Origin of the sequence: Corynebacterium sp. (assembly GCF_022712275.1) — a bacterium.
In the GTDB taxonomy this organism is placed as follows: Bacteria; Actinomycetota; Actinomycetes; order Mycobacteriales; family Mycobacteriaceae; genus Corynebacterium.
In genome coordinates, this window is sequence record NZ_JALAGU010000033.1 from 41846 (window position 1) to 52317 (window position 10472).

A 10472-nucleotide genomic window follows, 5' to 3' on the forward strand; every position below is an offset into this window, starting at 1 on the left:
GACCATCTTCGCCGAGCTCCGCCACCGCGGGCGACAGGACGTGACCAGTCCCGACGCCATGACCGCGGATTCCGGCGCCACCACCGACCCCCTCGGCTTCACGGCATCCACCAGGCGCACCGTCACCTGGATCATCGTGCTCGCCGCGGCGCTGCTGGTCAGCGTGGTGTTCAGCGTCGGCTTCGGCTCCGTCCACGTCTCTCCCGCAGACTCCGCCCGCATCCTCTCCCACCACCTCTTCGGCACCGGCCTTGACCTCGGTGGCACAAGCGGCGCAAGCACCACCTCGGACCTCGCCCGGCACGACGCCGTCATCTGGACGATCCGCGCACCGCGCGCCGTGCTCGGGGCGCTCGTCGGCGCAGGACTCGCCATTGCAGGGGTGATCCTCCAGGCCACCGTCCGCAACGTCCTCGCCGACCCCTACGTCCTCGGCGTGAACTCCGGCGCCTCCGTCGGTGCCGCCGCCGCGATACTCACCGGTGTCGGCGCCGGACTCGGTGACTACGCCCTGCAGACCAGCGCCTTTCTCGGCGCCACCGTGGCGTCCTTCGTGGTCTTCGGCGTAGCCCGCTCCGGCGGGCGCCTCACCCCGAACCGCCTGATCATGGCCGGTGTCGCTGTCGGTTACGCCCTGTCTGCGCTGACCAGCTTCATGATCTTCGCCTCGGACTCCGCCGAATCGAGCCGTTCGGTGATGTTCTGGCTGCTCGGCTCGCTGGGCCTGGCGTCCTGGTCCGGGCCGTTCGTCGTCGTCGCTGTCGTGGTTCTGATGGTCGCGGTGTGCCTGATGGTCCTCGGACCGAGACTCGACGCCCTCACAGCCGGCGACGAGACCGCACTCACCCTGGGCGTCCACCCGGAGCGGATGCGCATCCTGTTGCTCATCCTGTCCTGCCTGCTCGTCGGCACGGTCGTGGCGATGGCCGGTTCGATCGGTTTCGTCGGGCTGGTCGTCCCGCATCTCGCCCGGCGGATGGTCGGTGGTGCGCACCGGGCCGTCCTGCCGGTGGCCGCCCTCCTCGGGGCGATCCTGCTGTGCTGGGCGGACATCGGTTCCCGCACCCTTCTCGCCCCGCAGGAGATCCCGATCGGCATCATCACCGCCCTGGTGGGCGCCCCGTTCCTCCTTATCCTCGTCCGACGTATGCACCATGGAGCAGACCAGTGAAGAAGACTCTCGCACTCACCCTCGCCGCCGGCCTCACCGTGGGCCTCGCGTCCTGCAGCTCCGGTGACAGCGCCTCCGCCATAGAGGTCGACAACTGCGGCGGTACCGTCCACCTCGACGGTCCGCCGGAGAATGTCACGCTGCTGAAATCAGCGCCCGTGCCGACGCTGCAGCACCTGGGTGTCCTCGACCGGGTGACGAACCGGGCCGGAAGATACCCCACCGCCTACTACGATGACGCCACCAACGACGCCCTGTCGGCCATCCCCTCCCTGACCGACAGGACGGATGCCTCAGGCCATCTCCAGATCTCCCGGGAAGAGGTCGTCGCCACCGGCCCGGACCTCGTCCTCGGTGAGACGGACACCGTCAACCGGCAGACCCTCGCCAGCTCGGATATCCCGCTGATCGAGGAACCGGCTTTCTGCGGTTCCCTGGAAGGCGCTGTGACCTGGGACGATGTCTGGGACCAGATCAGGCTCTACGGCACCGTCTTCGACAGGGACGCGGAGGCGGAGGAGTATGTCACCGCCCTGCAGGACCGCCTGGCGGCCATCGAGGACGCCGCCACCCCCACGAAGCCTGACGGCTCCCCCTACCGCATCGCGGTGCTCTACCCGACTGTCGGAGGCGGGGTGACCTACGCCTACGGCACAGGGTCGATGGCCGCCCCTGTGGTGGAGGCCGCGGGGGCTGCGAACGTCTACGCCGACCAGTCCGACCGGGTCTTCGAGGTCACCGCCGAGGACATCGTCGACCGTAACCCTGACGTGGTGCTCGCCCTCTACTCCGACGGTTCCGCCGACGGGATCGTGGACGCCGTGACCGGGCTCCCGGGCATGGACCGCACCTCCGCCGGGCAGCGTGGCCAGGTCCTGCCGCTGCTGCTGAACTACGCCGAACCACCGACTCCACTGGCCATCGACGGTCTGGAGCAGGTTGACGGGTACCTCCGGGACCTCCCGGACGCCTCGGGCACGGCGGACAGCCGGGCCGGTCAATGATCACCGCGGAGAACGTCCAGGTCCAGTTCGGATCCTCAACTGCGGTCGACGGGGTGTCCCTGACCGTGCCGGACTCCGGGGCTCTCGGACTCGTCGGCCCGAACGGCTCCGGAAAGACCACCCTGTTACGCGCCCTGTACGGGTCCGCGTCCCTCGCTGCCGGCCGCGTCCTGCTCGACGGGGAGGACCTGACGCAGGTGCGACGACGGGAGATCGCCCGCACCGTGGCGGTCGTCGCCCAGGAGAGGGACGCGGCGTCCGCCGGCATGCCGATGACTGTCGCTGAGCTGGCGATGCTCGGCCGACTGCCGCACCAGAGCTTCGGATCCCGCTCGGGTGAGCGGGACCGGGAAATCGTCGAAGACTCATTGGACGCGGTGGGGATGACGGCCCTGGCCCGCAGGGACCTGTCAGAGCTGTCCGGCGGCGAGCGGCAGCGGGCTCTCATCGCCCGGGCGCTTGTCCAGCAGGCCCGCCATGTGCTGCTCGATGAGCCGACGAATCACCTGGACATCCGCTACCAGCACGACGTTCTGGAACTCGTCGTCGGGTTACCCGGATCTGTGGTGGTGCTCCACGACCTGAACCTCGCCGCCCGGTACTGCGACCGGCTCGTGGTCCTGGATCACGGACGGATCGTCGCGACCGGGACACCGGGCGAAGTACTCACCCCGGAGATGCTGGAACCGGTGTACGGGCTGCCGGTGAAACGGCTCGACGTAGACGGTGAGATCACCCTGGTCTTCCCCCGGTCCGCCCGGACCACACCGGGTCAACCGCATGCCCGGGAGAGGGACGAGGTGTCCTCATGACCACCGCCACATCCGTCACGACCACCTCGCTACAGGACAGGCTGGACACCTACTGGTCCGGACGCGCCGTCGAGTACCACGCTCACCAGGTCTCCGGGGCACGTGCCGCGATCGACCGTGAACTGTGGACGTCGGTGTTCACCACCTCGCTGGAAGACTGTGGCGTGGACAAGGCCGGAGCCCTCGACATCCTCGACATCGGCACCGGATCGGGTTACCTGGCGTCGCTGCTGACGGACGCAGGCCACCACGTCACCGGTGTGGACCACTCCCCTGGCATGGTCGCCGCCGCCCACGCCGCACACCCTGAGCTGTGCGTTCTGAACGGCGATGCCCACTCCCCCGGCCTCCCCGCGTCATCTCTCGATGCCGTCGTCAACCGTTATGTGCTGTGGACGCTCCCCGATCCGGTTGCCGCAGCCAAGGCGTGGCGGACGCTGCTGCGCCCCGGTGGATCGGTCGTCGCGGTGGACGCCACCTGGTTCCCGCACGGTGTGGACCCCGCGATGAAGGTTCCGTCCGCAGACGGGGAGGACGCCTTCGCCCGCACCTATGATCCGGCGACGCTCGGGGAACTGCCGCTGGGTACGGCAGCTTCCATGGACGACTTCGCCGAGGTGTTCCGGGTCGCGGGATTCACCGATGTCACTGTGCAGTCATTGCCGCAGGTCGCGGAACTGGACCGGCGTTTCGGGGTGGCGCCGGGGCACGAGTCCAGGCCCCACTTCGTGGTGACGGCCAGCTGATCGGGCGTCCGTCGGGGACCATGGTCGTCTTTCCGGGATGTCGGCGTCGCGCAGCGTCAGGTCGTTCAGACCCCCTCGCGAGCGACCTCAGGGTGCGTGCTGCGGACAGCCCCACCCGGTAACGTGGATACCCCGACAACAAGGCCGGGGCCACCGTGACAAAGGACGCCGCCATGGTCCGCACCACCGCCGAAAAACCCCGGATCAAGCCGAACACCGAACTCCTTCTGGGCCCCTGCAGCCCCGCACAGCGTGGACTGCTGGATCCGTTACCGGACGGGGTCACGGTGGTCGACGGCATCGACCGGGACAGCATCTGGGCCCGCGCCGAGGACTTCGGTTGGACCCTCAGCGGCAATATCTCCCTGTCGGAGACCTGGTCATCGGTGAGGTTCAAGCGGAAGAACTGACCGTCACATGTAGATCGTCATGCAGACGACGAGACCGATGATCATGATCGCGCCGAGGACCAGCGTGACCACGTCGGCGTTGGAGGAGTGCGGGATCTCCGGCTGCTGGGCCTCGAGGTCCTGCTGCTCCTGCAGGGCGGTCTCGTAGTCGGTGGCTTCGTCGTTCTTCATCAGGACACGACCTTCACAATCTCGTGGACGATGGTCACGATGCTGATCACGTAGATCAGCGCCATGAACCAGGTGTACCCCCATTTGCCGCGGTGGTCGGTGACCCAGAACCGGCGGACGCCGAGCCAGCCGTTGACCAGTGCGACCACGCACAGGGCGATGGTGATCGGGGCGGCCAGGGAGCCCATGACGCTGAGCACCGGAATGAGGATCGGGATGATCACGTAGCTGATCGTGCAGCGGATCGCGGAGACCACGATCGCCCAGCGGAACGCCCGGTGGGCACCGGCGATGGCCTCCATGTCGATCTTGTCGATCTGTTCCGGGCGGATCCGCAGCATGCGGTACATGAAACGGTCAGCACGGCTCAGCGGCTTCGCCGTCGTGGCCGGCGTAGCCTGTGGGGTCGACGCAGCGGTGTCGGGCGACGGGGCGGTGGCGCCCGTAACGCCCTGGTTCGCGGCGACCTGGCTGGTGGTGGACATGGCCTCCAAGTTAGCAGCGTCAGCGGCCGGTGTCCTAACTGTGTGACCAGTGGGAACGGGTGAGGACATCCTTCTGCGGGGTGGGTCGCAGTCCGTACCTCTCCTCGAGAAGTCCGGGGCGTAGGACCGCCGGGGCGTCCCACAGATAGCGTTGCCGCCGCAGTTCCCGCATCATCGGCGAGAACACTCCCGCGCCTCGGAGGACCCACCAGGGGATGTGGTGGACCCGGGCGTGACCGTCCGGGGCGACCGCCTCGGCCATCTGCCGCGGGGTCATGGTCAGGGCAGTGGGCGCGAGGAGGACGGCGGTGCCCCCGGGAGCCAGTTCGTCCGCATGCTCCGCCGCGGCAGCCATCGCCGAGGTGAGGTCGGGGATCCAGGTCACCGACCGCGGCACATCGGGGTCGCCGAGCATCCACACCCGCTTCCCCGCCGCGGCGGGACCCAACACGAGCAGATGGAATGCGGAGGACGCCGGGTCGGCGGTCGGGCCGATGAGGTCGGCGGCGACGACGGACAGGGTACGTGCGGGATGTGCCGCACGGGCCGCGAGCAGGTTCACCCGGATCTCACCGAGCGGGGACGCCGGTTCCACATCTCCCCTGACCGCCCCCTCCACGGTGCCGTCATCGAGATCCTGCGCCACTGTTCCGAAGGCGTAGACGGATTCGGGGAAGACGACGGGAACACCGGCTTCCGCGGCGACGTCCATCACCGCCTGCTCCCGGTCCGGCAGATCGGTGGCCCAGGCGCGGGCGTCGTAGCTGGTGTGGATGCAGTGGAAGACCCCTGCGACGGGTTCGGCGGCCGGTCCACTGCCCGATCCACCGGCGACGGCGCGGCGGAGCAGGTCACGGTCGCCGGCGTCGCCGCGCATGAGGTCTGCCCCGTCGGGGGCATCGGCCCCACGGCGGATGACGGTGACGTGGTGGCCGGCCGCCACCAGGTCACGGGTGAGTTGGGTGCCGATCTGTCCGGCGCCGGTGACGAGGTACCGCATGGCTCTCTCCTTCATTTCGTGAGCAGTGCTCTCTTAATGCGCCCTCTCACGGTAGGTCCTTCCCGTCCAATAAGCAAGAGCAGTGCTCACTTTCTTGGTTCCGCCCTCAACGACATGCGACAATTGCATCCCATGAGCCCCGGAACCCCCAGACCCCGCCGCACCCACGCACAGGCCCGCGCCGAGATGCGCGAGGGCATCCTGCGCCTCGGGCGGGAACAGCTGGAGACCCGGGGCGCGGCCGCGCTGTCCGTCCGCGAGATCGCACGGGGTCTCGGCGTGGCATCCTCCGCGGTGTACCGGCACGTCAGCAGCCGCGAAGAGCTGCTCACCCTCCTCGTCGTGGACGCCTACACAGACCTCGCCGACCGGGTGGATGCCGCACTCGCCGACAGCACCGGCAGCAACGCAGACAACACCGGCAGCTCAGGCAGCACCACCCGGCCCCTGCCGACCATGGTCCACGCGGTCCGTCGTTGGGCGGTCGCGAACCCGTCACGCTGGGCCCTGATCTACGGCACCCCGGTCCCCGGCTACGCTGCCCCGGCGGACACCACCACCATCCCCGGCACCCGCGTGATGGGGGTCTTCCTCGGCATCCTCGCCGACGGCGCCGGGTCGGGAACACCGGCCGGTGACAGGCCCGCCCCCTCCCCGGAGCTGACACAGGTGCTCGCCGAGGGAACGGAGGAGCTCGGCGTCGTCGCGTCCCCCCGGACCGCCGCGGACGGCGTCCTGGCGTGGAGCAGCCTCATCGGCCTCATCAGCGCCGAGATCTTCGGGCAGCTGGGGCCGGAACTCACCGCCCTGGGTGGGGAACTGCTCGACCGGTGGATCGCGGACACCACCTGTCACTTCGGACTGGGCTGACAGCCTCATCGAGGACCATGCGCCAGCGTTCCTGCACCCCGTCGTCGGCGGAGTGGGGTCTGGCGTACCAGGTACGGACCACGTCGGTGAGCCACGACCACTGCGGGTAAGCGAGGAGTTTCTTCTGGCAGAGGCGACAGAGATCTGTCGATCATGGCGCAAAACTACCTGTACTGTGACCAACAAACTCAGAGCCTGTGGGGACGAGGCGTGAAGAAGCCCCCGACATAGCGCGAGCCGCGGGCCTCACCTACGGCGAGTAGTGCTGCGGCCCACTTCCAACCCTTCCGCAAAGAGGCGGCTTCGTCAGCGGCGTTACCCTCACACCGGCACTGCTGCAATGCTGTCCTGCCATGCCGTCTGATCTGAAACAGCACCACCGTCACCCCAGCTCGACCCGCGTCCACTCCCCCAGATCCCGCAGCATCTGCCGGTCATGGGTCACCACGATGACGCCCGCCTCCGTGCCCTTCACCGCCGCAGTCACCGCGTCCACGAGCACCGCCGAGAGATGGTTCGTCGGCTCATCGAGGATCAGCAGGTCAGGACGCTCCGACAGGACCATCGAGAGGTGGAGTCGGCGTTGCTGGCCCTGGGAGAGGCGTCCTGCCGGAGTCGACCGCGCCGCCCGGTCCAGCAGACCGAGCGACGCGAGCCCCGGCGCCCCGTCGAAACGTGCCGCATACCGGGCGTAGACCTCCGCAGCCGCCAGATCCGGCTGCTGCCAGACCGGCTCATGCTGGGTGAGGACGCCGACCCGCACCCCGTCGTGGACGTGCACCGACCCGCTGGTGGGTTCCGCAGTGCCTTCGATGACGTCCACGAGAGTTGACTTGCCCGCACCGTTCGGCCCGGTGAGCAGCACATGCTCCCCACCGGACAGGTCGAGTGTCACCGGTTCCAGCCGCCCGGCGACAGCAACACCGTTACAGGTCAGCAACGTCTTCCCGGATGCCACGGACGCTCGCGGCCACCGCAGTTCCAGCGGAGGTTCGGGGATCTCCACGGCATGGGACGCCAGTTCCTTCTCCCGCCGGTGCAGGGTCTGCACCACACCGTCGGCCCGCGTCGCACGCTTGTGCTTGAAGTGGCCTTTCGGCGGACGCCAGTTGTCGGTGAGCCGGGCACGCGCATCAGCCACCGCAGACTCGAGACGCCGATGCTCGGCGACCTGCGCGGCGTACTCCTGCTCCCATCGCTCCCGATCCGTCCGACGACGCTCCATCCACGCGTCATAGGTGCCGGTGACCAGCAGCGGTGTGCCGTCCGCGGTCGGGTCGAGGTCGAGGAAGGTCGCCCGTCCGTCAGCGGAGAGGTCACGCAACAGTGCGCGGTCATGGGTGACCACGCCCAGCCCACCGGACCATGACGTCAACTGGTCGGTGAGGAAGCTCAACGCTGTGGCATCCAGGTGGTTGGTCGGTTCGTCGAGCAGCAGGGTGTCCGATCGGGAGGCCAGGGCACAGGCCAGGCGCACCCGGTAGCGCTGACCGTGGGAGAGTTCGACCAACGGTCTGGTCCGGTCGGTGCAGGCGTCCAGCCCGGCCAGGGCGATGTCGACGCGCCGGTGGGTGTCCCAGGCGTCGAGCATGGTGGCGCGGTCGAGGGCGTCGGCGTAGCCGTCGCCGAGATCTCCACTGGTCAATGCGTGGTCGAGGTCAGCCAGGGCGGCGTCGGACGCGGCGGTGGCGTCCGCGACAAGATCGCCGACGGTGCCGGTGGCATCCATCCCCTGGCGGACCAGGGTGAGGCTGCCGGTGCAGCGCACCTCCCCGGCGTCCGGAGTGCGGACACCGGCGAGGGTGTGCAGGAGGGTGGTCTTGCCCGTTCCGTTCTCGCCGACGATGAGCAGGCGGTCACCTGCGGAGATCGTGGCGGTGAGATCGGTGAACAGCGTCCGGTCGGCGACGGTGACGCCGAGGGAGGACGCGGACAGATGAGGGGTACGGGACATGGTGGTCTCCAGATGTCTTCCGGAGCCGGGCTGAGCAGGGTGCGGTGACGATGACCGGTCACGTACTGCGGGCAGCACGAAGCCGCCGCCCGGCTCCACGGTGTTGATGTGGGCCGGAAGACGGCGGAGAACAATTCTGTGCTGTGTGCCCGGAAACGCTCCCCGCCGTCAGCGGCGGGTGCGGAGCTTCAGGGAGGCGGTACCCGTGTAAGTGCCTGCGAACATGACCGTCACCCTAGCAGTCCCACGGCGCAGGACGCCAGGCTCTTTCGCGGCATCCCTTTCTGCAGGCCGGCATCTGCTTCTGTCACTTTCCCCTCCGAGCCGACAGGACCAGCTGCCACTGTGCAGTTGCAGATGCCGGCGACCTCGGGGACTACCAGCGGCCCTCGGCGGGCGGGATCTGACCGAGGTTCTGCGGCGGGTACTGCTGGCCCTGATCCTGCGGCTGCTGCGGGACCTGGCCGTGCTGGTTCCACTGCGGCTGGCCCGGCTGGCCCGGCTGGCCCGGCTGGCCCTGCGTGGCCTGGCCGAACTGCTGGCCGAACTGCTGGCCGAACTGCTGCTGCGGCAGGGCCGCGCCGAGAATGCCGAAGTCCACCAGCAGGTACAGCACCGACACGACGAGCAGCACCAGGCTGAAGAAGATGGCGAGGAAGACGCCGACAGAGGCGGAGCCACCGTCGAGCTTCTCGCCGCCCAGGTCACGGAACAGGCCGTAGTCGGAGACCAGGCCGACGAATGAGGTGAGCAGGGCGAGTACCGCACCTGCGGCAATGAGCAGACCACCGGTCTTCTTCCAGACGGTCGCACTGAGGACCAGCGCACCGAGGAGGATAAGAGCGAAGGTGAGTGTGGCGGCGAACAGGGGGAGCAGGCTGAGATCGCCGGCGGTAGCGGACTCCCCGTAGCCCGAGTACTCCACGGAGCGGCGTCCGAGACCGTTGACGGCCAGGTCGTTGTTCGCGTCGCCGGCGGAACGCCACTCGAGGATGTAGCTGAGCGCGAGCAGCAGGAACAGGACGACGCTCGCACCTGCGACGTAGACCGGACGCAGCACCGCCGCCAGCCCGGTGGCCGGTGCCGTCGGCGCAGCAGCGGGGAGCAGCGGTTCCTGGGCCGTCAGGAAGTAGAGGACGCCGAAGGCCAGGGTCACCAGACTGACGACCAGTGCAAGGAAGATGCCGAAACTCAGGTTCCAGTCGATGGAGTCACCGTCCGGGCCTGCGCTCATGCCCATGAAGTTCCGGTCCATGCCGAAGTCCGTGAACAGGCTGATGAACGAGTAGAGCACACCGATGCCACCGGCGACGGTCAGGCACAGTGCGGCGATCTTCCGGTACGCCGTCGTCAGTGCCAGCACCGCGGCGACGACGATGAGCAACAGCACGAACAGGCCGAGGAAGTAGAAGCCCGTCACCAGGTTCCGCGTCGACTCGCCCTCATACGTCGCCTTCTGGATGCCGAATCCGTTGATGGTCGCCTTGCCGCCGTCTTCGCTGAACTTCTTCCAGCCCAGCCAGTAGGTCAGCAGGGTGAGCAGGAAGAGCACGCCGGAGGCACCGGCGACGTACAGCGGAGTGAAGAACGGATGCAGCGCGGCGATCCCGGCCCCCTTCTGCTGCGACGCTGCCTGCTGCGCGTGCTGGCCGTACTGGTTCTGCCCCTGCTGTCCGGCCGGCCCCTCGTTCTGCGGTACCCCACCCCACGGTTGTTGATCTGCCATCGTGACTGTCTCCTTGAGTGTCTGTGGTGAGCATGGTTGGAACGTCATTCGGTTCGCGACTCTACCTATCTTCGCCTACGTTTCTGAGGGCACCCTCCAGACGGGGCAGCCGGGAGGTCACCC

General features: G+C 68.3%; 11 protein-coding genes. 6 read left to right on the forward strand and 5 right to left on the reverse strand.

Annotated elements, in window-relative coordinates; translation table 11 throughout:
* Positions 1 to 58 precede the first annotated feature (58 nt).
* From Q0A27_RS07600 to Q0A27_RS07620, 5 genes are all read left to right on the forward strand, one after another.
* Positions 59 to 1171 (forward strand): iron ABC transporter permease, encoded by a 1113-nt coding sequence (locus Q0A27_RS07600; RefSeq protein WP_291474551.1) that lies wholly within the window; start codon positions 59 to 61, stop codon positions 1169 to 1171.
* Complete coding sequence (locus Q0A27_RS07605; RefSeq protein WP_291474451.1) at positions 1168 to 2175, forward strand: ABC transporter substrate-binding protein; 1008 nt, start codon at positions 1168 to 1170, stop codon at positions 2173 to 2175. The genes Q0A27_RS07600 and Q0A27_RS07605 overlap by 4 nt, the downstream gene beginning before the upstream one ends.
* On the forward strand, positions 2172 to 2987 hold the full coding sequence (locus tag Q0A27_RS07610) for an ABC transporter ATP-binding protein (RefSeq protein ID WP_291474452.1): 816 nt from the start codon (positions 2172 to 2174) through the stop codon (positions 2985 to 2987). The genes Q0A27_RS07605 and Q0A27_RS07610 overlap by 4 nt, the downstream gene beginning before the upstream one ends.
* A complete protein-coding gene (locus Q0A27_RS07615; protein ID WP_291474453.1) occupies positions 2984 to 3733 on the forward strand; it encodes a class I SAM-dependent methyltransferase in 750 nt (249 codons plus the stop codon). Before Q0A27_RS07610 ends, Q0A27_RS07615 begins: the two co-directional genes overlap by 4 nt.
* A gap of 173 nt (positions 3734 to 3906) precedes the next feature.
* The gene (locus Q0A27_RS07620) at positions 3907 to 4143 is read left to right on the forward strand and encodes a hypothetical protein (RefSeq protein WP_291474454.1); all 237 of its coding nucleotides are present in this window, start codon (positions 3907 to 3909) and stop codon (positions 4141 to 4143) included.
* A gap of 3 nt (positions 4144 to 4146) precedes the next feature.
* Here Q0A27_RS07620 and Q0A27_RS07625 read toward each other — a convergent pair whose 3' ends face one another.
* Genes Q0A27_RS07625 through Q0A27_RS07635 form a run of 3 tightly spaced genes read right to left on the reverse strand, consistent with a single transcriptional unit; the run spans position 4147 to position 5799 of the window.
* Positions 4147 to 4314, reverse strand: coding sequence for a hypothetical protein (locus tag Q0A27_RS07625; RefSeq protein WP_291474455.1), 168 nt, complete (start codon positions 4312 to 4314; stop codon positions 4147 to 4149).
* On the reverse strand, positions 4314 to 4799 hold the full coding sequence (locus Q0A27_RS07630) for a hypothetical protein (protein WP_291474456.1): 486 nt from the start codon (positions 4797 to 4799) through the stop codon (positions 4314 to 4316). Before Q0A27_RS07630 ends, Q0A27_RS07625 begins: the two co-directional genes overlap by 1 nt.
* Positions 4800 to 4833: 34 nt before the next feature.
* Positions 4834 to 5799, reverse strand: a complete 966-nt coding sequence (locus tag Q0A27_RS07635; protein ID WP_291474457.1) for an NAD-dependent epimerase/dehydratase family protein — start codon at positions 5797 to 5799, stop codon at positions 4834 to 4836.
* A 132-nt stretch (positions 5800 to 5931) separates the two neighbouring features.
* On the opposite strand from Q0A27_RS07635, the gene Q0A27_RS07640 reads away from it, so the two are divergent.
* Positions 5932 to 6669: a TetR/AcrR family transcriptional regulator gene (locus Q0A27_RS07640; protein WP_291474458.1), complete on the forward strand. Its 738-nt coding sequence runs from the start codon at positions 5932 to 5934 to the stop codon at positions 6667 to 6669.
* A gap of 382 nt (positions 6670 to 7051) precedes the next feature.
* Here the strand turns inward: Q0A27_RS07640 and Q0A27_RS07645 are convergent, their stop codons facing one another.
* Together Q0A27_RS07645 and Q0A27_RS07650 are read right to left on the reverse strand one after the other, a co-directional pair.
* Positions 7052 to 8623 carry an ABC-F family ATP-binding cassette domain-containing protein gene (locus Q0A27_RS07645; RefSeq protein ID WP_291474459.1) on the reverse strand — a complete coding sequence of 524 codons (1572 nt, stop codon included), beginning with the start codon at positions 8621 to 8623 and terminating at the stop codon, positions 7052 to 7054.
* Positions 8624 to 8999: 376 nt separating this feature from the next.
* Positions 9000 to 10349, reverse strand: a complete 1350-nt coding sequence (locus Q0A27_RS07650; protein WP_291474460.1) for a hypothetical protein — start codon at positions 10347 to 10349, stop codon at positions 9000 to 9002.
* Positions 10350 to 10472 lie beyond the last annotated feature (123 nt).

Coding starts and splice junctions, on each gene's coding strand:
- Q0A27_RS07615 (WP_291474453.1), top strand. CDS start 2,984: ATGACCACCGCCACATCCGTCACGACCACCTCGCTACAGGACAGGCTG.
- Q0A27_RS07645 (WP_291474459.1), bottom strand. CDS start 8,623: ATGTCCCGTACCCCTCATCTGTCCGCGTCCTCCCTCGGCGTCACCGTC.
- Q0A27_RS07620 (WP_291474454.1), top strand. CDS start 3,907: ATGGTCCGCACCACCGCCGAAAAACCCCGGATCAAGCCGAACACCGAA.
- Q0A27_RS07640 (WP_291474458.1), top strand. CDS start 5,932: ATGAGCCCCGGAACCCCCAGACCCCGCCGCACCCACGCACAGGCCCGC.
- Q0A27_RS07610 (WP_291474452.1), top strand. CDS start 2,172: ATGATCACCGCGGAGAACGTCCAGGTCCAGTTCGGATCCTCAACTGCG.
- Q0A27_RS07650 (WP_291474460.1), bottom strand. CDS start 10,349: ATGGCAGATCAACAACCGTGGGGTGGGGTACCGCAGAACGAGGGGCCG.
- Q0A27_RS07625 (WP_291474455.1), bottom strand. CDS start 4,314: ATGAAGAACGACGAAGCCACCGACTACGAGACCGCCCTGCAGGAGCAG.
- Q0A27_RS07600 (WP_291474551.1), top strand. CDS start 59: ATGACCGCGGATTCCGGCGCCACCACCGACCCCCTCGGCTTCACGGCA.
- Q0A27_RS07630 (WP_291474456.1), bottom strand. CDS start 4,799: ATGTCCACCACCAGCCAGGTCGCCGCGAACCAGGGCGTTACGGGCGCC.
- Q0A27_RS07635 (WP_291474457.1), bottom strand. CDS start 5,799: ATGCGGTACCTCGTCACCGGCGCCGGACAGATCGGCACCCAACTCACC.